General features: G+C 63.8%; 19 protein-coding genes and 1 pseudogene. 8 read left to right on the top strand and 12 right to left on the bottom strand.

Translation table 11 applies throughout. The features are described 5' to 3' along the window. Positions 1 to 37 precede the first annotated feature (37 nt). On the bottom strand, positions 38 to 1,237 hold the full coding sequence (locus B208_RS0117805; protein WP_007981044.1) for an AI-2E family transporter: 1,200 nt from the start codon (positions 1,235 to 1,237) through the stop codon (positions 38 to 40). A gap of 155 nt (positions 1,238 to 1,392) precedes the next feature. Here B208_RS0117805 and B208_RS23065 point away from each other — a divergent pair, with 155 nt between their 5' ends. Both B208_RS23065 and B208_RS0117800 read left to right on the top strand, forming a co-directional pair. Further along, positions 1,393 to 1,590: a hypothetical protein gene (locus B208_RS23065; protein WP_018129029.1), complete on the top strand. Its 198-nt coding sequence runs from the start codon at positions 1,393 to 1,395 to the stop codon at positions 1,588 to 1,590. Next, a complete protein-coding gene (locus B208_RS0117800) occupies positions 1,591 to 2,742 on the top strand; it encodes an APC family permease (RefSeq protein ID WP_368085861.1) in 1,152 nt (383 codons plus the stop codon). It begins immediately after the preceding gene. Between the two features lie 54 nt (positions 2,743 to 2,796). Here the strand turns inward: B208_RS0117800 and B208_RS0117795 are convergent, their stop codons facing one another. Further along, positions 2,797 to 3,090, bottom strand: a complete 294-nt coding sequence (locus tag B208_RS0117795) for a hypothetical protein (RefSeq protein WP_007981042.1) — start codon at positions 3,088 to 3,090, stop codon at positions 2,797 to 2,799. Positions 3,091 to 3,289: 199 nt separating this feature from the next. On the opposite strand from B208_RS0117795, the gene B208_RS0117790 reads away from it, so the two are divergent. Next, a complete protein-coding gene (locus tag B208_RS0117790) occupies positions 3,290 to 4,885 on the top strand; it encodes a 2-oxo acid dehydrogenase subunit E2 (RefSeq protein WP_007981040.1) in 1,596 nt (531 codons plus the stop codon). Positions 4,886 to 4,895: 10 nt separating this feature from the next. On the opposite strand, the gene B208_RS0117785 is transcribed toward B208_RS0117790, so the two are convergent. The 7 genes from B208_RS0117785 to B208_RS0117755 all read right to left on the bottom strand — a co-directional run bounded on the left by B208_RS0117785 (position 4,896) and on the right by B208_RS0117755 (position 11,321). Further along, positions 4,896 to 5,921 carry an NAD(+)/NADH kinase gene (locus B208_RS0117785; RefSeq protein ID WP_026177927.1) on the bottom strand — a complete coding sequence of 342 codons (1,026 nt, stop codon included), beginning with the start codon at positions 5,919 to 5,921 and terminating at the stop codon, positions 4,896 to 4,898. Further along, entirely contained in the window at positions 5,922 to 6,932 is a 1,011-nt protein-coding gene (locus B208_RS0117780) for an alpha-ketoacid dehydrogenase subunit beta (protein WP_007981037.1), read from the bottom strand. Further along, positions 6,929 to 7,963 carry a thiamine pyrophosphate-dependent dehydrogenase E1 component subunit alpha gene (locus B208_RS0117775; protein WP_007981035.1) on the bottom strand — a complete coding sequence of 345 codons (1,035 nt, stop codon included), beginning with the start codon at positions 7,961 to 7,963 and terminating at the stop codon, positions 6,929 to 6,931. Before B208_RS0117775 ends, B208_RS0117780 begins: the two co-directional genes overlap by 4 nt. Positions 7,964 to 8,102: 139 nt before the next feature. After that, positions 8,103 to 8,420, bottom strand: a complete 318-nt coding sequence (locus B208_RS0117770; RefSeq protein ID WP_007981034.1) for a hypothetical protein — start codon at positions 8,418 to 8,420, stop codon at positions 8,103 to 8,105. A gap of 86 nt (positions 8,421 to 8,506) precedes the next feature. After that, the gene (locus B208_RS0117765) at positions 8,507 to 9,394 is read right to left on the bottom strand and encodes a hypothetical protein (protein ID WP_007981033.1); all 888 of its coding nucleotides are present in this window, start codon (positions 9,392 to 9,394) and stop codon (positions 8,507 to 8,509) included. Continuing rightward, positions 9,391 to 9,843, bottom strand: coding sequence for a hypothetical protein (locus B208_RS0117760; protein WP_007981032.1), 453 nt, complete (start codon positions 9,841 to 9,843; stop codon positions 9,391 to 9,393). The genes B208_RS0117765 and B208_RS0117760 overlap by 4 nt, the downstream gene beginning before the upstream one ends. 2 nt (positions 9,844 to 9,845) lie before the next feature. Further along, positions 9,846 to 11,321, bottom strand: coding sequence for a DUF58 domain-containing protein (locus tag B208_RS0117755; protein WP_007981031.1), 1,476 nt, complete (start codon positions 11,319 to 11,321; stop codon positions 9,846 to 9,848). A gap of 119 nt (positions 11,322 to 11,440) precedes the next feature. On the opposite strand from B208_RS0117755, the gene B208_RS0117750 reads away from it, so the two are divergent. From B208_RS0117750 to B208_RS0117740, 3 genes are all read left to right on the top strand, one after another. After that, positions 11,441 to 11,767: a hypothetical protein gene (locus B208_RS0117750; protein WP_007981030.1), complete on the top strand. Its 327-nt coding sequence runs from the start codon at positions 11,441 to 11,443 to the stop codon at positions 11,765 to 11,767. A 61-nt stretch (positions 11,768 to 11,828) separates the two neighbouring features. Continuing rightward, positions 11,829 to 13,919 (top strand): hypothetical protein, encoded by a 2,091-nt coding sequence (locus B208_RS0117745; protein WP_232423856.1) that lies wholly within the window; start codon positions 11,829 to 11,831, stop codon positions 13,917 to 13,919. Between the two features lie 24 nt (positions 13,920 to 13,943). Further along, positions 13,944 to 14,561: a class I SAM-dependent methyltransferase gene (locus B208_RS0117740; RefSeq protein ID WP_007981028.1), complete on the top strand. Its 618-nt coding sequence runs from the start codon at positions 13,944 to 13,946 to the stop codon at positions 14,559 to 14,561. Positions 14,562 to 14,583: 22 nt separating this feature from the next. On the opposite strand, the gene B208_RS0117735 is transcribed toward B208_RS0117740, so the two are convergent. Next, complete coding sequence (locus B208_RS0117735) at positions 14,584 to 17,409, bottom strand: aconitate hydratase (protein ID WP_026177926.1); 2,826 nt, start codon at positions 17,407 to 17,409, stop codon at positions 14,584 to 14,586. A gap of 218 nt (positions 17,410 to 17,627) precedes the next feature. On the opposite strand from B208_RS0117735, the gene B208_RS0117730 reads away from it, so the two are divergent. Then, complete coding sequence (locus B208_RS0117730; RefSeq protein ID WP_007981025.1) at positions 17,628 to 18,296, top strand: peroxiredoxin; 669 nt, start codon at positions 17,628 to 17,630, stop codon at positions 18,294 to 18,296. 124 nt (positions 18,297 to 18,420) lie between these two features. Here the strand turns inward: B208_RS0117730 and B208_RS25055 are convergent. Then, a pseudogene (locus B208_RS25055) lies at positions 18,421 to 19,211 on the bottom strand (TrmB family transcriptional regulator). Between the two features lie 219 nt (positions 19,212 to 19,430). Here B208_RS25055 and B208_RS0117715 point away from each other — a divergent pair. Then, positions 19,431 to 19,763 (top strand): DMT family transporter, encoded by a 333-nt coding sequence (locus tag B208_RS0117715; RefSeq protein WP_007981021.1) that lies wholly within the window; start codon positions 19,431 to 19,433, stop codon positions 19,761 to 19,763. Positions 19,764 to 20,121: 358 nt separating this feature from the next. On the opposite strand, the gene B208_RS0117710 is transcribed toward B208_RS0117715, so the two are convergent. Continuing rightward, entirely contained in the window at positions 20,122 to 20,466 is a 345-nt protein-coding gene (locus B208_RS0117710; protein ID WP_026177925.1) for an AzlD domain-containing protein, read from the bottom strand. Between the last annotated feature and the right edge of the window lie 3 nt (positions 20,467 to 20,469).

The following is a 20,469-nucleotide window of genomic DNA, read 5'->3' as shown; positions in this document are numbered from 1 at the left end:
CGAAAAAGATTCGGCGGGAACGCGGGTTCGACGCGCGCTATTCGACGTCCGCCTCCGCGTCACCGCTGCCCTCGTCCGTTTTTCCGTCTTGTGGTACGTCCCCCACCGAACTCGGGTTCGTGCCGACCGATTCTCCCATCGAGACGGACGGGGTGAGCGGGTCCCCGTGAAGGAGTTCCGGGAGGACGATGCGAACCGCCTCCAGCATCAGGATGAACAGTATCGGGAGCAGGAAGAAGCCGTACCAGCCGAAGAGGATGGGGCCGAGCAGGTAGGCGAACATCATCATCACCATGTCGAGTTGGCGGCCGGTGATGTACGGTTGGAGGAACGTCTGTGGCAGCGTATCGAGCAGGAGGAAGTAGACGACGAGCACGCCCCCGACGAACACGAGGTAGTCTCCGCCCGCGTTCACCGCCTGTATCCCGAGATAGCCGACGACCGGCAGGTAGACGAGTTTCCCGACGACGATGGGAATCAGGCTCGCCACGCCGGTGAGGAACGCGAGCACGAACACCATCGGAACGTGAAGGTCGCCCGGCGCGACGACGTTCGTCCCCCAGTAGGCGGCCGCCGCGATGAGTGACATCACGACGATGAACAGCAGGTTGCCGAAGAAGACGGATTCGAGGTCCTCGTCCACGGCGACGGCGTAGGCGTACGCCGTCGTGTCCTTTCCCCCGAACAACTGGGTGAGTCCCGAGGAGAGTTGATCGTCGTTTTTCAGGAAGAAGTACGCGAGCGTCACCGAGAGCGCGATGAGCATTATCCCGCCGATGACGGCCGATGTGACCCGTAGTCCCGAATGAAGCACCGTCTGCACCGTCTTTTGCGGGTTGGAGACGAACTGCTGTGGCTGCTGCATGGCGGCGAGGACCCGCTCCTGTTGTGCTTTCGGAAGTGCGCCGAGATAGTTCGTGACGAGCGTCGAATTTGCGGTACCGCCGAACGCTTGCTGTGCCTGCTGAAACAGCTGAAATCCTGCGTAGAACGTGAGCAGAACGATGGGGAGAAACACCACGAGGAGTGTCAACGCCGCTATCACCCCGTCCGAATCGGTGATGACGCGCAGCCGCCGATAGATGGGACGGGTCGCGTAGTAGCCGAAGACTCCGAGCACCACCAGCCCCACGAACGAGTAGGTGACGAACCCCGCAACGAGCGCGAGTAGGAGGACGAAAACCCACCAGCCGAGTCGGTTTCGGGGGGGAAGCGTGTCGAAGCGAATGTCTACCATCGTCTCGTCTAAATCACTCCTCCCTGCAAACCGTTGTGGCCGTCTCCGTTCGAATCGGGAATTCCGCGACACCTCGTTCGGACCCGCTTTCCTTATGAATTGGTTCCACATGCGGCTACAAAAGTGAAAAGCCTCCAACTGCCAAGCTAGCGAAAATGAGTGACGACATAGACGGCGGGGGCCTCGGTTTGACCGGTGCGGTGTCGATGGCCCTCGGCGGGATGATCGGTGGCGGTATCTACGCGGTTCTCGGCGTCGTGGTGAAAGTGTCCGGCGCGCTGGCGTGGCTCTCGTTCGTCTTGGCGGGAATCGTGGCGATGTGCGCCGGGTACTCGTACATCAAACTGAATTAACTGAGCGACCCCGAAGGTGCATCGCCGACCTATCTGGAGTGGTTCGCGGACAGTTCCACGCTCGCGGGGATGGCGGGGTGGACCCTCCTGTTCGGCTACGTCGGCTCGATAGCCATGTACGCCTACGCCTTCGGCAACCACGCCGTCGATATCGCAGGTATCGAGCACGTCCTCGGGCTCCCGTTACGGGCGGTGCTGTCCCTGTCCATCATCGGTATCTTCGTCGCCCTCTACCTCGTCGGCGTCGAGGAGTCGGGCTGGGTCGAAGTCGCGCTCGTCGTCGTCAAGATTGCCGTCCTCATCGGGTTCGTCGTGGTCGGTTTCTGGTTCGGGTCGTCCAACGGCGGCATCCACACCGGCCTCGATTCGGTGAGCTTCGCACCCATCATGGCCGCCGCGATGTCGTTCGTGGCGTTTCAGGGCTGGCAGCTGCTCATGTACTCGCAAGGGACCATCAAGGACCACAGCGACACCAATCCGACCGCAATCTACCTCTCGATTCCGACCGCCGTCTTCATCTACATCGGCGTCGCCATCGTCACCACCAGCATCGTCGGCGTCGCGCTGGTGTCCGAACACCCCGAAGTCGCGCTGGCGACCGCCGCTTCGGAGTTCGGCGGCTACTGGGGCGAACTCGTCATCTCCCTTTCGGCGCTGTTCTCCACCGCCAGCGCCATCAACGCGACGCTGTTCACGAGTGCGCAGTTCTCCGACCGTCTCATCGAGAACGGGCTCTTGCCCAAGAAACTCGACGCCAGTTCGTCCGACGAGTTCCACGCGGACGAGGACTTGCCGAAGCACATCATCCTCGTTCTCGGCGTGCTGACCGCGGCGTTCACCGTCGCCGGGAGTCTGGAGGGTATCACCTCGTTCGCGTCGCTGACGTTCATCGTCGTCTTCGGCGGGACGAGTTACCTCGCGCTGACCCAGCGCGACCACGAAGACGTGTCGGCGATTCCGCCCGCAATCGGGCTGGTCGGCACGGTCCTGTTTCTCCCCACGATGCTCTGGCACCTCTTTTCGGCCCAGCGCGGCGTCTTCTACACCGTCGCGGCGCTCGCCGCGGTCTCCCTCATCGTCGAACTGACCTACTTCGAAACGGACCTGTTCGGTTCCTCCGCGGACGGCCGGTCGTCGGTCCGTGGAGACTGATTCGAAAAAATACCTCTTGTCGGGTCGCCGTGTTCGCCCGTCGATTCGAGTCCCTCAGTTCCCGCGTTCGTCGGTGTCGTCCGAGTCGGGTTCGATATCGTCCTCGTTCTCCGAGGGTCCGGCCGCTTCCGACGGCTCGGCCGCCGACGGCGATTCGTTGGTTTCGTCGGTGAGCGACCCGGTGGACGCACTCGCGTCCGAGGGGGCCGCCGCGGACTCCTCGCTGTGTTGCTCCTCCGGGGTGATGCCGTGTTCGTCCCGCATGTGGTCGTAGAGCCGTTCCTCTCCGTCGAACTCCTCGTCACAGTGCTCGCACGAATACGTCTCCTCGTTGGATTCCGTTGCCATACCCTTCGTTTCTCCCGCGAGACGTGAAAGGATTGTACTGGCACACGCAACCTCGCCCTATTCCCTCCCGTTTCGACATCGATTTTCACCGGGATGTCCGGTCGAAGTCGCGCTCGTCGTCTCGGACCCGTCAGTCGAAATGCACCATTCCCAACCCCGCCGTGGAGATTTAATACAACCGCCACTGTCTAGCTCTGTCATGGGATACATTGTCAAAATGCCCAAACTGGGGCTGGAGATGGACTCCGGGACACTCAACGCGTGGACCGTTTCGGAGGGCGACGCGATAGCGGAAGGCGACGTCATCGCCGAAATCGAATCGGAGAAGACGACGGCCGAAATCGACGCGCGGGAGGAGGGCGTGCTCAGGCGGGTCTTCGTCGAGGAAGGCGACGTTACCGACCCGGGCGCGCCGCTCGGCATCGTCGCCGCACCCGACGCTGACATCGACGGATTGGTCGCGGAGGTCGAAGGAGCGTCCGCGGAAACGCCGTCCGAAGCGTCATCCGCCGCCGCGAGCGAATCCACGGCTCGGACCGCCGACCGGGAGTCAGCCGCCGAATCCAGCGGTACGGCGACGACGCAGGTCAAGGCGACGCCCCGAGCGAAGCGACGGGCCGACGAACTCGGCGTCGACCTGACGACCATCGACGGCACCGGGCCGCAGGGTGCCATCGACGAGAGCGACGTCGAAGCGGCAGCCGAGAGTGAAACGGCCGAACCGCCGACTGACGTCAAAGCGACGCCGCGGGCCAAGCGACGGGCGGAGGAACTGGACGTGGCGCTTCACACCGTCGAAGGAACCGGACCACAGGGTGCCGTGACCGAGGGCGACGTCGAGGCCGCGGCGGAGGCGACGGAAGCCGAGTCGATGGAAGCGGAGGCGGCGGAAATGGAATCGGAGGCGAAATCGGCCGCCGAACCCGACGTTCCCTCCGGTCGGGTGTTCGCCACGCCGAGCGCCCGCCGACTCGCACGCGAGTTGGGCGTCGACGTGGAAACCGTCGGGGCGGCCGTCGAAGGTCCGCTCACGGAAAGCGACGTTCGGCTGGCGGTCGAGGGGACGGAATACGACGAACCGGAGACGGTTCCCGGAACCCGCGACGAGGAACGACCGCTGACGGGTATGCGTCGCACCATCGCGGACCGCCTCGGCCAGAGCGACCGCGAGGCGGTGCACGTCACCGAACATCGCTCCGCCGACGCCGAGGAACTGCTCGCCGCGGCGGCGGCCGCGGACGAGGCGCTCGCCCCCGACGTGTCCGTGACGGACGTCCTCCTGACCGCGCTGTCGGCAGCGCTCGACGCGCACCCGGAGTTCAACGCCACCTTCGAGGATGGCGTGCACCAGCTTCACGAATCACACAATATCTGCGTCGCCGTCGATATCGACGCCGGACTCATCGCCCCCGTCATCCGCGACGTGGATTCGCTCTCGCTCTCCGAGCTCGCGGCGAGGCGGAGGGAAGTGACCGCCCGAGCGCTCTCCGGTGAGTACACGATGGACGACCTCACGGGGGGAACGATGACCGTCTCGAACCTCGGCGTCCTCGGCGTCGAGCGGTTCGACCCGGTCATCAACCCGCCCCAAATCGCCATCCTCGGCGTCAACGCCATCAAACGCGAAGTGGTTCCGACCGACGACGACGAGGTAGCCGTTCGCAAGCGCATCTCCTTCTCGCTCTCGTTCGACCACCGAATCGTGGACGGGGCGGACGCCGCACGCTTCCTCGGAACGCTCGTCGAGCACGTCGAAAACCCGTGGCCGCTCGTGATTGCGGCGGGCGAAAAGTAGGGAAACTCCGTCACTCGACGCCGAAGTAGCCCTCGCTCGCGGCCCGTTCTACCACCCGCTCGATTCGGACGAGTCGCGGCCCGTCGGCGACGGGTCGCAATCTGACGGCCGCGTCCCGAACTTCGAGTTCGCGCTCGCCGTCGGCGCTGATAACGCCGCTCGAAACGTCGAACTCGAACGCCTCGCCGTCGGCGAGCACCCGGTGTTCCTCGACGGAAACGGTGGAAACGACGCCCGGAACGGTGACGGCCCGCACTTTCCGTTCTCGATTCCGGTTCTCGTCGCGTTCCTCTCGCTCGCCTTTCGTCTCCAATCGGAAGCCGACGCCGCCGGGGTCGTCGGGGCGGTGGACCGCGAATCCGCCAGCGATTCCGGGGAGACCGATTTCGGTCGGCGACGCGCGCGAGACGACGCCGCCGATGATGTCCCCCGGGTCGAGAATCGCTCGGGTTCCGACGAACTGCCGGTCTAAAATCCCGAGCGTCGCCAGTCCGCGGATTCGGCGCACTCCCGTTCCGTCGTCCACGAGTCCCTCGACGCTTCCGTGCCGCACCGTCGCCTCGTCGGCCGGTACCGCCCCCGTCGCGACGACCCCCGCGGCGACGCCCGCGACGGTCCCGTCGATGGGCGTCGGGACGACGTTGTTCGTACCGGTGGAGATGCTCACCACTGGCACGTCGCCGATACCGTGGGCCACGTCGCGGTTCGTTCCGTCGCCGCCCAGCACGACGACGGCATCCGCCTCGGCCGCGAACCGCTCCGCGGCGGTTCGAGCGTCCTCGCCGGTCGCCGTGACGGTCATGTCCAGCAGGTTGACCACGAGGTCGTCCGGCGCGCCCGCCACGATTCTATCTGCGAGTCCGGCGTTGTCCGGCATGACGAGGACTTCGATGTCGTCCGTCACCGTCAGGCCTTCGAGGGCGCACGTCGCCGTCCGACGTTTCGCGTAGTTGCTACTGACGCTGGCACCGCCCGTCAGTCGCCGGATGTCGCGTCCGGCGACCGGGTTGACGATGAGTCCCACTGTCTGGGACACTTATACGATGCGGTCGATGGCCGCTTTCACGTCGTCAGCGTCCGGGAGCACTTCCTCCTCCAGCGCGGGGCTGAACGGGATGTGAACGTCCGCGACGCCGACGCGCTGAATCGGCGCGTCGAGGCTGAAGAACGCGTTCTCCATGACTCGCGTCGCCACCTCCGCGTGGGTGCCGTACGAGAGCGGACTCTCGTCCGCGATGACGAGGCGACCCGTCTTGTTCACGCTCTCGACGAGCGTGTCGGTGTCCAACGGGTAGAGCGACCGGAGGTCGATGACTTCGACGCTCGTCTCGCCCGCGAGTTCGTCCGCGAGGTCGAGCGATTCGCCGACCAGTCGTTGGGTCGCGACGACCGTCACGTCGTCACCCTCGCGCTCGACCTTGGCCGTCCCGAGCGGGATGGTGTAGTCCTCGTCGAGCGGTACCTCGCCCGTCTGCTCGTACATCGCCTTGTTCTCGAACACGAACACGGGGTCGTCCGAGCGGATAGCCGACTTCAACAACCCCTTCGCGGCCCGCGGCGTTCCGGGGGCCACGGCGATGATGCCCGGGAAGTGGGCGAACCACGTGTGCAGCGTGCCGGAGTGCTGACTGGCCGCACCCATGCCGCCACCCTCGGTCGTTCGAACCGTCACCGGCATCTCGGTCTTGCCGCCGAACATGTACCGATTCTTGGCCATCTGGTTGATTATCTGCTCCGAGCAGACGCCGAGGAAGTCCGCGAACATGATTTCGACGACGGGTCGCGTCCCGGTCGCCGCCGCACCGACTGCCGCGCCCATGAATCCGGCTTCGCTTATCGGCGTATCCCGGATTCGGTCCTCGCCGTACTCGTCCACGAGACCGCTCGTCACCTCGAAGACGCCGCCGAACTCGCCGACGTCCTCGCCGATGACGAAGACGTCATCGTCGCGGTCCAGTTCCTCCCGCATCGCCAGGCGAATCGCCTCCCGTACCGTCATCTCCTCCGTCTGGGACGGTCCGGACGACGGCGCGCTTTCCGTGCTCATCGGTCCTCACCTCCGTCGGTCCGCATCTGCTGTGCAAAGCCGTCTATCTCCGGTACTGTTGCGTTGAACATGTCGTCGTAGGCCTCGTTCGGGTCGGGGTAGTCCGCTTCTTTGGCGTTCTTCGCCGCCTCCTCCACCTGTGCGCTGATGTCGGCTTCCATCTCCTCGAACTCCGATTCCGTGATGGTTCCGGCGTCGATGAGTCGCTCCTTGAACGACTCGATGGCGTCGTTCTCCTTCCAGAGGTCGATGTCCTCGTCGGTTCGATACGGTTGTTGGTCGCCCTCGAAGTGACCGCGGTAGCGGTAGGTGTCCGCCTCGATGAAGGTCGGTCCCTCGCGGTCCACCGCGCGCTTTCGGGCCTCCTTGACGGCTTCGAAGACGGCGGTCACGTCCATCCCGTCGACCGTGAAGCCGGGGATGTTGTACGCCTCCGCCGTCTCGCTCAGGTTTTGGAGGTTGTGTTGCTTTTCGACCGGGGTCCCCTCGCCGAACTGGTTGTTCTCGACGAGGAATACCGCCGGGAGGTTCCACGTCGCCGCGAGGTTGATGGCCTCGTGAATCTGCCCCTGCGCGACGGCACCGTCGCCGAAGAACGCCAGCGCTACCGTGTCCTCGCCCTTGACTTGCGACGTGAGCGCGGCCCCTGTGGCGAGCGGCGGCCCGGCACCGACGATACCGTTCGCGCCCAGCATGCCCGCATCGACGTCCGCGATGTGCATCGAACCGCCCTTGCCGTTGCAGTAGCCGTTCGCCTTACCGTACAGTTCGGCCATCATCCGCTCCAGGTCCAGTCCTTTTGCGATACAGTGGCCGTGGCCGCGGTGCGTGCTCGTGATGTAGTCGTCCTCTTCCAGCGCGGCGCACGCCCCGACGCCGACCGCCTCTTCACCGATGTAGAGGTGGACGAACCCCGGCAGTTCCCCGTCACCGAACAGTTCGCCCGCCTTCGTGTCGAACGCTCGAATCGTCAGCATCCGACGTAGCGCTTCTTTTTGTCCGTCTTCCGTCTCAATGTTGATTGCTACCATTGCCCATGCAATACACGACTCATCGACCATTAACTGTTATGAATGTTGATGGGGTTTTCAGCCTCGATCAAATTTACCAATTTACATTTCCCCCTCCGTCGCTGGCCATCGCCCGATTCTCACTCGGACGAAAGAATTCTCAGCGGCTTCGCCCGTTCGGAAGGATGTCGTCCAATCCTTCTCGCACCGCTTCGGTTATGGTCGCGGGAATCGCACCACCGTACGTCTCCGCTGGCCCACCGGTGGACCCGAGGAAGAACACCAGACTCACGAGCGATACGATTAAAATCTCGAGCGTCCGCGTAATCCGTCCGTCGTTTCGGTATAGATAGGCCGTAACGCCGGGATATTCCGCTCCGGTGACGCTTGCGACGAAGACGGAAATGAAGATTCCGAGTACAGTAAACTGTGCTTGTGCGAGGATTTTGAAGTACTCCGCTATCCCGTCGATGCTCACCAGATATGCCACCGAGAGGAGTAAAGCGGTGCTTCCGACAACGAACGTTCGTCGTCCGCGTGTCCGTGACGCGACTCCCGTTCGACTTACTCCTCGTCGTCGAACCGACACGTGACGAGGTAGTCCGACCGGTCGTCGTCGCTTTCGGCGCTTTCGAGCGTGACCGGGCGGTCCGTCCCGCGCACCAGTCCGACGGCCACGAACGACGCGATGGGGTGGTCGAACCGGTCTACCGCCCCGTACCGACTCCCGGTGATAGCGACGGTGACGCGGCCGTCCTCGTCCACGTCCGGCGTCGCGCTCTCGACCAGTTCGAACCCCTCGACGAGCGCGTCTGCGAGTTGATCTGCGAGTTCGGGGGGGCGGTCCGCGGTGTCGCCGACCATCCCCTCGAACTCGTGGAACAGTCCGGCCCCCGTCGGCGGCACGGCAACCCCTCGCTTGCGCTCGTCGTCCGTCACGACGAACAACGTCGTCGCATCGTCCCCGTCGGGCAGGTCGTACTCGCGGTGTTGCGGGACGAACAGCCGTACGCCCGCGTTCTCGTCCGCCGCGTTTCCGGTCGGGAGGTAGACGGACGTCCCCGACAGCCCCAGCGTCTCGACGAGTTCGGCACCGGTCGCGGCGTGGGCGGCGTAGGTTCGCTCGCCGACCGACGCCGAGACGAACTGCTCCGGGGTGAGGAAGTACGTGAGTACCCCGGCGAACAGTCCGGTTCCGCCCAGCGCGAAGAGAACGGTTTGCGAAGAGGGAAACAGCAGGCCGCCGAGTCCCGCCAGCGCGCCGATTCCGGCCATTCCGAGCGCGGTCCGCCGGTAACTCGTCTGCCGTGCGCGACGGTACTCGTCGCGCAATCGTTCGTTCTCCTCTGCGAGCAGTTCGAGTCGGGCGGTGAGGTCGGCGACGGATGCGTCGTCCGACGCCGCCCGCCGGTCGTCGTCGTTCGTGGTCGATGAAGCGAATTGGTTACTCATATGTTGTCCTCTACGAGTCCGAGCGCGACGCGTTCGTACCGATGCAGGCCGTACGAGATGACGGCGACGACGAGCACGACGCCGCCGACGACCAACGGGAGTCGGCCGCTCCACCGATAGACGGCCAGCGCTCCCCCCCCGAACAGGGCGGCGACGACGCTCGTAACGCCGATTCGCCAGCCCGGTCTATCTTGCCTGAGCGACGGTCCCACGAGCACGGCGAGCAGTCCGAGTTCCAGCAGGACGAGGAACGCGACGCCGATGTCGTCGGCGAGAGCGGCGACGACCAACTGTCCGAACGCCACCGTGTAGAGCGTCGGTACGGTGTACCATAGCACGAAGAGCACCGTTCCGGCGATGAATCCCGGCAAACCGGTTGCGACGGTGCACCCGACCGCGACGAGCAGTGCGCCGACGCCGCCTAGCCACGTGGGACGTTCGCGTCGCATCGTTACCGTCCCCCCGCGGCCGGTTCCTTCGCTCGTCGCGTTTCGGCGAGAATCGCTTCGATTCGGTCGGCGGGGGCGATTTCGAGCGCCGTCACGCCGTCGATTCGCGTGAGGTCGCGCCGGAACTCCTCGAAATCGACGTAGCCCTCGTATGCGCTCTCGACGGTTCCGACACCCCCGCGCTCGAACAACACCGTCGGCGCGAGGAAGACGAGCACGTGCTCGGAGCGCCGTCGCGCCGCCCTGACCGCCTCCCGAACTTCCATCCGATGCGTATCGTCGGTGAGGATGACCGTCATCACCGACCCGCGGACGCCGCCGAGGTAGGTTCGAACCGTCTTGTAGAGCGGGTCGCCTTCGATTCGTTGCACGTATCGCTCCGACTCGACGACGTACGGGAGCAGGGTCCGCCCGAACGCCGAGTCCTCCGACCGGAGATGCGTCGCCATCTCGCGGGCCTCACGCGGCGTCTGCGCCCGCGCTCCCGACGGACCGTTCGTCGTCGGGTCCGTCTCCGTCGTGTTTTCCACGGCGGTCGAAACGAGGTCGTGCAGTCGCGTTTCGATGTCGGTGTAATGTCGGGCGCTCGCGTCCGGTTGGCGGGTGGTCGTCACGCCAGCATCACCGACGGTGTACAGGGAGAGCGGTTCGGTGTTCGTCCGCGCGTTGTCGGCGTAAGCGAGCGCGACGTGCCGAAGGTAATCCAGTTTCGTCTCCCCCTCGATTCCCGTCGTCATCGAGGACCGGTGGTCGACGACGAGGGCGGTCGAGAGGTCGGTTTCCGCGTCGAACTCCCGGACGTGCGGGGTGTTCATCCGCGCGGTCGCCTTCCAATCTATCTGCCGCATCGTGTCTCCCGGCACGTACTGGCGAATCTCGGCCGGGTCGAGACCGACGCCGCGGTCGCCCGTCTTGTGCTCGCCGAACGCGGTCGACATGCTCTCGCCGCCCATCCCAACGTGGAGCGCTCGCGGCCGTCGCGGCGCGACGGTCACGCTCTCGGCGTCTCCCATCGGCACCGCCGAGCGGAAAAGCCCGGCCGGGTCGGTGAGCGTTACGGTCGGCGGTTCACACTCGAACTTCCCGGCGACCGGCCAGCGGAGCGAAAACGTCGTCGTCGCGTCTCGCTCCCCGGCGGCGAGGGTGAACGATTGGTTCTCCGGGTCGCGTTCGGTCGCGGTCATCGGCGGGCGGGGTTCGACCGCCACGGCGAGCGGCGACGGCTCGGAGAGCGTCGCGCTGACGGCGACCGACGTGTCCTCGTCGGTCGCCACGCGGCGCTGGGACATCGATTGGGTCACGGTGAGCGCGTCGGCGGTGGCCAACACGTCGCGCGTGAACCGATACTGCCGGACGAGCAGCGACGCACCGATTCCGGCCGCTCCGACGAGGAGCAGCAGCTGGTCGAACAGCAACGCTCCGCCCGCGAGCAGACAGCCGAGCACCACCCCGACTTCGTATCGGCGCGTCACCTCCATACCGTTGACAACCTTCCCCCTCCCAATTTAATGTATTGTATTGAAAGCCGAAATATCCCCTTCTTCCTCCCTTCCTGTGGACTTATTTACACCCGTTTCGTCCTCCCGTTGGTCAACGAATGCCTGACGAACACGGCCGATGGACGGTTCGACGGTGTCGGGACGCGGACAAAAACGCGGTCTGGCGAGTCCACGACCGGTCGCTCCGCGACTCGGCCATGCGCTACTCGCCGGAGTACAACCGGTACCTTCGCCACATCCCGACCGAATCTCTGGAATGCGAGGGGGAGTTCCTCGTTGTGACGGACGACGCGACGACTGATGTGACGATAGCCGACGACTATCGGCATACGCGGACGAACGGAATCGTTGGAATCGGCGGCTTTCGGCCGCGCACTCGTGTGATTTCACCCTTCGGACGACGGGGTGCCGACGAATGTGATTGATTCCAGATAGTACCACTCACAGAAAGAAGCTGTTTTCACGGACGACTGTGACGTGATAGATGTGTCTCGGTCTGCCGCATCGCTCGGTCTTCTCACCCTCCTCCTCGTAGCTACGGTACTGCCCGCACAGGCAGCGGCAGTGTCGACGTCCGACGTCGCCCGATTTTCCTCCCAACCGGAACACGTCGGGACGGCTTCGTTCGCCCGCAATAACTCCACGGTTCACCACGAAAACCCCGACGACGTGCAGTCAGAGGGTGACGTCTCGGAACTCGAACAGTGGCTGTCCGGTCGGCTCTCGTCGCAACTCGGGTCGAGTACCGTGAAAATAGAGCAGGGCCAATACGAGAAAGCCCACTCGGTCCTCGGCGACGACTACGACGACCTCCTGAGCAAGTACGTCGAAGTTTCGAGACAGACGGACGGAACCGCGGACGACAAAACGGCGAAAACCATCCGGGACGCTCAACGGAGCCAACGACAATACGTCTCGCGCGTCCAACGCTACCGCCAACTGTACGACCGCTACCAGCGGGCGAAGCAGAACGGAAACGACGAGAAAGCCCGCACGCTCGCACGGAAACTCGAACGTCTCCAGAAGGACATCGACCGCTCCAGTAGCAACCTGACGACGAACTATAACCGCCTCTCGAATCGGACGAACACCAGCACGGCGGGCGAGATGGGGCGGATTCGAAACGTCACGCAAAACATCTCCAGTCAGCAGGCGACAGTACGCAAGGCGGAGTTCACCCAGACGAACCTGACGGCGACGATACGGACGCCGAACGTCTCGTTTTTCGACCCGATTCGCGTCACCGGCCGACTGACGGACGAGAACGATACCGGCCTCGAGAACCAATCTATTTGGCTTCGTCTGGGTGGCAATCGTTCACAACGCGTCCGAACGAGCGAGAACGGGTCGTTCTCGCTCGTCGGCAGACCGGCGGTGGTGTCGCGCGGTAACCGCTCCTTCCGCGTCGAGTACCACCCCACCAACGGGTCCATCTATCTCGGCTCGAACGCGACGGTTCAAGCAAACGTCTCCCGTGTCGCCGCCATGATCGATATTTCGAACCACACGCGGCGGGTGCGGTACAACGACACTGTGGCCGTTTCGGGGCGCGTCCACGCTCGGCAGGTCGGCGCAACCGACGTGCCGCTCGCCGTCTTCCTCGGGGGGACGCGACTCGGAACGACGCGCACCGGCCCGGACGGTTCGTTCTCCTTCAACACGACGCTTCCAGCGGATGTCCCCGCCAATTCGAGCGCCATCCGCGTCGCGTTTCCCTTCCGTGGCCGCGCGCTCAACGCCCTGAACGCGACAGCTCCGGTCGTGGTCGAATCGTCGGCGACGACGCTCACGCTCTCGGGAACGACCGGGAAGACGCGGAGCGTGGACCTCTCCGGATATCTCACTACGACGACCGACACACCGGTTGCGGACCAACGGGTGTCGATTCTCGTCAACGGGACGCAGGTCGCGTCCACCCGGACGGACGAAAACGGCACCTATCGAATTTCCCTCGTCCTGCCGCCGTCTCTCGTTCCCGCGGATAGCAACGCGACGTTCGTCGCGCGGTTCGACGGCCGCGGAAAGAACGTCGAGTCGGCGCTCACCGCGACCGAAATCGCGGTTTCGGGCGCCGACGACGGTCCGCTAGACTCGACGACCCGCGGCTGGTTGGTGAGTCTCGGCGTGGCCGCCCTCATCACGCTCGGCGGCTTTTTCCTCTGGCGCTCCGACTTCGGTGGCGGCGACGCCGACCCCGACGGACGCGACGGAATGGCAACGGATGTCGATGCCGTGACCGAATCGGACGACGCCACGACGGACCCGTCCGTGTCCGCGGCGGCGTTCCTCGACCGCGCTCGTTCGGCCCGCGATGCGGGCGAATTCGAGACGGCCGTCGAGATGGGGTACGCGGCGACCCGCGACCGATTCGACGCCGTGGTTCCGACGGCCACATCGACCCACTGGGAGTTCTACAACGCCTGCCGGGAGGCCGACCTCGCCGCCGAGACGCTTTCGACCATCGCCGACGTGACCGAACGGTACGAACGGGCGGCCTTCGCCGCGAATCGGGTAAGCAGCGAGACGGCGACGGCGGTCATCGACGCCGCCAGCACGCTCGTCGAAGACGGCGCTTAACTCCCTCCCCACGAGATATCCGCTATGGAACCGGATGACAATCGTCGCACTTGGGCCGAGCGCTCGGGGGCGTATTCGCCCGCCTACTACGCTCGAATCGGGGCGAACGAGGTGAGCGACACCCTTCGCACCGTCTTCGAGTACTACGTCGAGGAGGACGCGGCGATTCTCGAAATCGGCTGTAGTTCGGGACGTCACCTCGACCGCCTCCGCGACGAGGGGTACACGAACCTCACCGGCATCGACATCAACGACGAGTCGTTCGACGTGATGGCCGAGAAATATCCGAAACTCGCCGCGACGGGGACGTTCCACACCGGCGCTATCGAAGACCTCCTCCCCGAGTTCCCGGACGACGCGTTCGACGTCATCTACTCGGTCGAAACGCTCCAGCACATCCATCCGGAGAACGAGTGGGTGTTCGAAGAACTGATTCGCGTCACCGGTGACCTCATCATCACCGCCGAAAACGAGGGGAACAGCCCGCAGCGCGGTCGCGGCTCCGAGAAAGTGAGCTACGTCAACGACGAGTTCCCGCTGTACCACCGGAACTGGAAGCGGGTGTTCTCGGACCTCGGCCTCGCCCAACTCGTCCGCGAACGGGGTAACCGCGACACGGTTCGCGTCTTTCGCGTGCTCTGATTCGACGGTCGGAGTCGGACAGTCACTCCGTGAGCAACCGCCGAAGGACGAGGTGGAGGATGCCGCCGTTCTCGACGTACCGAACCGCCGCGGGCGTTCCCACTTGGGCGGTCACCGGGAATTCGATTGTCGAACCGTCCTCACGTTCCGCGACGACCGCGAGTTCGTCTTTGACGTCGAGTCCCTCGTCGAGGCCGTGGACGGAGAACGTCTCGGACCCGTCGAGGCCGAGCGATTCCCACGAATCCCCGTCCTGGAACTGGAGCGGCAGGACGCCCATGCCGACGAGGTTGTCACGGTAGATGCGCTCGTAGCTCTCCGCGATGGTGGCCTTCACGCCCAGCAGGTCGGTTCCTTTCGCCGCCCAGTCGCGGCTCGACCCCGTTCCGAACTCCGTCCCGGCGGCGACGACGAGCGGGGTTCCGTCCTCCCGGTAGCGCTCGGACGCCTCGAAGACGGTCGTCTCCTCGCCGGTCGGCTGGTGGATGGTGTAGCCGCCCTCCACGTCGTCCAACATCTCGTTCTCGATTCGCACGTTGGCGAACGTGCCGCGCATCATCACTTCGTGGTTGCCGCGCCGCGACCCGTAGGTGTTGAACTCGTGCGGTTCGACGCCGTGGTCGAGGAGCCACTGGCCCGCGGGCAGGTCCGGGCCGAAGGGACCGGCGGGACTGATGTGGTCGGTGGTCACGGTGTCGCCGAGCAACATGAGACAGCGCGCGTCCTCGATGTCCGCGACGCCGGGTTCCTCCAGCGGGAAGTCCTTGAAGAACGGCGGTTCGCGGATGTACGTGGACTCCTCGTCCCACTCGTACACGTTTCCGGTCGGCGCTTCGAGGCCCTTCCAGCGCTCGTCGCCCTCGTACACGGAGGCGTACTTGTCCTCGAACATCGACGTGTCCACGCTGTCGTGAACGGCCGCGTGAATCTCGTCCGACGACGGCCAGAGGTCGGCGAGGTAGACCGGTTCGCCGTCGTCGTCCGTCCCGAGCGGTTCGCGTTCGAGGTCGATGTCCATCCGCCCCGCGAGGCCGTAGGCGACGACCAACGGCGGACTGGCGAGGTAGTTCGCACGAATCTTCGGGTGGATGCGCGCCTCGAAGTTCCGGTTGCCCGAGAGGACGCTCGTCGTCCAGAGACCGTGTTCGTCGATGGCGGTCTCGATGGGGTCCGGGAGCGGTCCGGCGTTGCCGATACAGGTCGTACAGCCGTATCCGACCACGTTGTACCCCAAGTCTTCGAGGTACGGGAGGAGGCCGGACGCGTCGAGGTACTCCGTGACGACGCGGCTTCCCGGCGCGAGGCTCGTCTTCACGTAGTCGGGGACGTCGAGGCCGCGGTCGACGGCGTTCTTGGCGAGCAGCCCCGCGGCGAGCATCACCGAGGGGTTCGAGGTGTTCGTACAGCTCGTGATGGCGCTGACGACCACGGAGCCGTGGCCGATTTCGACCTCGGACCCGTCGTCCATCTCGACGGACACGCGTTTCGTGAGTTCACCGAGGTCGGGTTCCGCCGGCGCTTCCGCCGTTTCCGGCTCCGCCACCGTTCCGCCGTCCGTGGACGCGCCGGTTCCCTCCGCGTTGCCACCCGCGCCGCCCTCGCCGAGCCAGCGGGCGACGGCTTCCTCGTCCACGTCCCCGAGTTCGTCTCCGAACTCGTCGTAGAGCAGGTTTCGGAAGTGGGTCCGCATGTCGCCCATGGGAACGCGGTCTTGGGGGCGTTTCGGCCCGGCGAGGCTGGGTTCGACGGTCGAGAGGTCCAACTCGACCGTTTCCGTGTATTCGGGTTCCTGCTCGCCGAACAGCCCTTGCGCGTCGAGGTACTCGCGGACGAGTTCGATGTGCTCGGGTTTGCGTCCCGTGAGTTCGAGGTAGTCGAGCGTCGCCTCGTCCACCGGGAACACGCTGACAGTCGATCCCTGTTCGGGGGCCATGTTCGAGAGCGTCGCCCGGTCCGGGACGGTGAGGTTCGAAACGCCGGGACCGAAGAACTCCACGAAGCGGTCCACGACGCCGACGTCGCGCAGTTGCTCCGTGACGTGCAGAACCAGGTCGGTCGCGGTCGCGCCCTCGGGCAGTTCGCCGGTCAGGCGGACGCCGACCACTTCGGGGAGCTTCATCGTGATGGGTTGGCCGAGCATCGCCGCCTCCGCTTCGATGCCGCCGACGCCCCACCCGACGACGCCGATGCCGCCGATCATGGGCGTGTGGCTGTCCGTCCCGACCAGCGTGTCCGGGAACAACCAGTTCTCCCCATCGACGTCGCGGTCGTGGACGACGCGGCCCAGATACTCCAGATTCACCTGGTGGACGATGCCGGTTCCCGGCGGGACGACGTTGAAGTCTTCGAACGCCTGTTGTGCCCATTTGAGCGCCTTGTACCGTTCGGCGTTCCGCTCGTACTCCATCTCTACGTTCCGCTCGTAGGCGTCCTCGGATCCGAAGTAATCGACTTGGACGCTGTGGTCGATGACCAAATCGATGGGAACCTCGGGTTCGACGATGGACGGTTGCTCGCCCGCACGGTCCGCCGCGGAGCGAAGCGCCGCCAAATCGACGACCGCGGGAACGCCGGTGAGGTCCTGCAGGACCACGCGGGAGGGCGTGAATGGGAGTTCGACGTCCGGAACCTCGGGTTGCCACGAGGCGGCGTTGCGAACGTCCTCCTCGGTGATGGTTTCGCCATCGACGTTCCGGAGGACGGACTCCAAGAGGATTCGGATACTCACCGGTAGTTTGTCGAGGTTGCACAGGCCCTCGTCTTCGAGGACCGTGAGGTCCGCCATCTTGTACGAGGTTCCGTCTACCTCGAACTCGCGGACCGCATCGAACGGGACTGGTTTACTCATCGTACCCGGAACTTGGATGCCCGTGATTATCAATAACCCCCCGAATCCTACGCCGTGAGAAGATGTTCGGTGCGCTTTCGGGACGGTCGGCCTTTCCACGGTCGGTGCTCGCTTCGCGCGTGCATCCCGGAGCTATCCGAAAGTAAACCGAGACGTGTCAGCAAGAATAATGACAGAATATTAATACTATTGCCTGTGGTATACGATGCTGATAGCCCATGCAAGACGCCTCCCGAGCACGAATGCCGCTGATCGGCGACCAGTTCCCCGACCTTCACGTGAACACCACGCACGGCGAGATGGACCTCCCCGACGAGTACGCCGGTGAGTGGTTCGTCCTGTTCAGCCATCCCGGCGATTTCACGCCCGTCTGCACGACGGAGTTCGTCTCCTTCCAACAGCACATGGACGAGTTCGACGAACTGGACGTCAACCTCATCGGGCTCTCGGTCGACCGGGTTCACTCGCACATCAAGTGGACCGAATGGATAGAGGAGGACATGGACACCGAGATCACGTTCCCCATCATCGCCGACGAAACCGGCACCGTGGCCGAGTCGCTCGGTATGATCCACCCGGGGCAGGGCACCAGCACCGTCCGCTCCGTGTTCATCGTCGACCCGGACGGCATCCTTCGCCTGCTGCTCTACTATCCGAAGGAAATCGGGCGTAACATGGACGAAATCGTCCGCTCGGTCCGCGCCCTCGTCACCGCCGACGACGAGGACGTGGCGACCCCGGCGAACTGGCCGAACAACGACATGCACGGCGACAAGGTGCTCCTCCGGCCGCCGGGCGACGTTTCCGCCGCCGACGCTCGCCGCGAAGAGGCCGACGCGGAGGGTTACGAGTACCACGACTGGTGGTTCACGCTCCGCGAACCCTGACGATACACGATCGCGGTCCTCGAATTCGTCTTTTGGGTGGACGCCCGATTTTGCGCCTGCCCCATCCGTGCCGTCGATTCCCCTTCGCCAGTCGGCTTTCCACCCTGGATGTCGGCCATCGACCTCAGTCGAGGAGTGGCTCCGCGTCGGTCCACAGCCGCTGAAAGTGCCGCTCGAATTCCTCGACGACCTGTGAATTTTTGACTCCCACCACCCCGAGGCGGTCGTCTCTGGACACGGGATGCGGAATGTCGATGGTCGTCTCACTTCGGTCGACCACATCGAACGACAGTTCGACATTCGGAATCGTCCTGATAGTAACGTCGACGGGCTGTTCATCGAGTCGCTGTGGGAGCGTATCCGGGAGCGTCGTCACTACCGTTTCACTAAGCAAGAGATCAACAGCGATGTCCGCGCTAGCACCCTCGAGAAACGCATCGAATTCCCGCTGTAGCGTTTCCCACGTCGCATTCTCGTAGGGTGTTCCGACGGCGGCGTGGACGTACTCCTCCGCGGTACGCACGTGCTGTCGAAGTGCCGTCCCCATTTCGTCGCTCCCGAGCGACCCGAGCCAGAAATTGCTCTCGGTCGGCGGCGTGGGTAGGAGGTTCGAACGCACCGTTTCGGCTCTCTCTCTCGATAGCGATTCCACTCTCGCTTCAGTTCGTGCGTTCGCTCGGCCAGTAGTCGCTCGACGACGGTCTCCGGTTCGACGGCGACGTACCGTTTCGGTTCTCCCGACCGCGTTCGTACGAGCGTGCGTGCTTCCAGACCGTTGAGTACATCGTAAATGCGGCCTCTGGGGACGCCACTATCCTCGGAGAGTTCGGTTGCGGTTACCGCTCCAGTCACTAGCAGAGTCCGATACGCCTTCTCCTCGTAACTCGACAATCCGAGCTCTCCTAACTCCGTCATGGGTGGTCGTCCTCGCCCATCCAGTAAATATGTTGGTCAATCGCGAGATTCGCGAGACGACTACACGGAGGGGTTCGATACGAGTGGCTACCGTTCGTTCAATCGCTGGCGGTGGTCGCATGTCGAACCGCCACCGTCGGACGCCATCCTCGTGAAAACGAATCGGAAGTGGCGGGTTGTTTCACTATTTACATATCCGTCGGCGCTGGAGCTGTCGGTATGAATCCGTACGTGTTGCTCGCCTGCGCAATCTTCTCCGAACTCGTCGGAACGACATCCCTCAAACTCTCGGAGGGATTCTCGCAACCAGTCCCCAGTCTCGGCGTGGTTATCGGTTACGGGTTGGCGTTCTATCTGGTCTCACTGACGTTGGAGGAACTGCCGATCGGCGTCGTGTACGGAACGTGGGCCGCGTTGGGAATCGTCGGCGTCGCGGCTATCGGCACCGTCCTATTCAACGAACCGATAGATATGATCGGTGCTATCGGAATTCTCCTCATCATCGGCGGTGTATACTGCGTCACCGTCCTTTCAGAGATGTCGGTACACTGATTGGTGCCCGATTCGTCGTTCCCTTCGAAGCGATTCTCGTACCGGTCGACCGAAATCGTACGTTCGAGCGGGTGCCGAATCCGCCGTCGTCTCGGACCTCGTGATTACCAGAAGTTTAGATCGGCGCTCTCAATGCACGAACTCCCCTCGAACAAATTCTGATTGTTTGAGGATTGATCTGCAGCGCTTCAGTTCTCTGGCGGCTAAAATCGAACTTTTCAAAGTCCCCTGTCTGGTTCTATCTTTACAACTATTGAATATTTTGACGATAAATCTCTCAATCTATGCAATCCCTCGAAGCTGTACGGTTGGTCTTCTGTAGGAATGCCATACTGAGAACGCACACCGAGTGTGGCAATCAGAGGACCAGATTGGCCGTCCAGAGAGCGAGGAGTCCAACACTGATGGTCCAAAGCGCGTTATTCGTACGATAGGCAACCGCCCCTGCAATGACTCCCGCGATGAGCTTCGGTGTGTCAAAAATAAGTGTTCCGTTTAGTTCGGTAGAGATCACGAGGATCGAGGGTGCAACCAATGCGGCAAGCACTGCGGCTGGCACAAAATTGAGAATTTTTGTAGCTATCGGGTTCATCTCGTTGATTCTACTGAAAATCAAAAAGAAGAGGAATTTGAGCACAAACGTTCCGATACCCGCTGCAACGATGATGACCCAAATCATCACTGAATCGTAGCCAGTCACCATCGG

This window comes from Haladaptatus paucihalophilus DX253 (assembly GCF_000376445.1).
GTDB lineage: Archaea > Halobacteriota > Halobacteria > Halobacteriales > Haladaptataceae > Haladaptatus > Haladaptatus paucihalophilus.
Note: the sequence above shows the minus strand (reverse complement) of the source record. Positions and strands in the feature narration are given on the sequence as shown.

Coding starts and splice junctions, on each gene's coding strand:
- B208_RS0117795 (WP_007981042.1), bottom strand. CDS start 3,090: ATGGCAACGGAATCCAACGAGGAGACGTATTCGTGCGAGCACTGTGAC.
- B208_RS0117730 (WP_007981025.1), top strand. CDS start 17,628: ATGCAAGACGCCTCCCGAGCACGAATGCCGCTGATCGGCGACCAGTTC.
- B208_RS0117765 (WP_007981033.1), bottom strand. CDS start 9,394: ATGAGTAACCAATTCGCTTCATCGACCACGAACGACGACGACCGGCGG.
- B208_RS23065 (WP_018129029.1), top strand. CDS start 1,393: ATGAGTGACGACATAGACGGCGGGGGCCTCGGTTTGACCGGTGCGGTG.
- B208_RS0117755 (WP_007981031.1), bottom strand. CDS start 11,321: ATGGAGGTGACGCGCCGATACGAAGTCGGGGTGGTGCTCGGCTGTCTG.
- B208_RS0117740 (WP_007981028.1), top strand. CDS start 13,944: ATGGAACCGGATGACAATCGTCGCACTTGGGCCGAGCGCTCGGGGGCG.
- B208_RS0117775 (WP_007981035.1), bottom strand. CDS start 7,963: ATGGTAGCAATCAACATTGAGACGGAAGACGGACAAAAAGAAGCGCTA.
- B208_RS0117715 (WP_007981021.1), top strand. CDS start 19,431: ATGAATCCGTACGTGTTGCTCGCCTGCGCAATCTTCTCCGAACTCGTC.
- B208_RS0117710 (WP_026177925.1), bottom strand. CDS start 20,466: ATGGTGACTGGCTACGATTCAGTGATGATTTGGGTCATCATCGTTGCA.
- B208_RS0117780 (WP_007981037.1), bottom strand. CDS start 6,932: ATGAGCACGGAAAGCGCGCCGTCGTCCGGACCGTCCCAGACGGAGGAG.
- B208_RS0117750 (WP_007981030.1), top strand. CDS start 11,441: ATGCCTGACGAACACGGCCGATGGACGGTTCGACGGTGTCGGGACGCG.
- B208_RS0117805 (WP_007981044.1), bottom strand. CDS start 1,237: ATGGTAGACATTCGCTTCGACACGCTTCCCCCCCGAAACCGACTCGGC.
- B208_RS0117790 (WP_007981040.1), top strand. CDS start 3,290: ATGGGATACATTGTCAAAATGCCCAAACTGGGGCTGGAGATGGACTCC.
- B208_RS0117760 (WP_007981032.1), bottom strand. CDS start 9,843: ATGCGACGCGAACGTCCCACGTGGCTAGGCGGCGTCGGCGCACTGCTC.
- B208_RS0117735 (WP_026177926.1), bottom strand. CDS start 17,409: ATGAGTAAACCAGTCCCGTTCGATGCGGTCCGCGAGTTCGAGGTAGAC.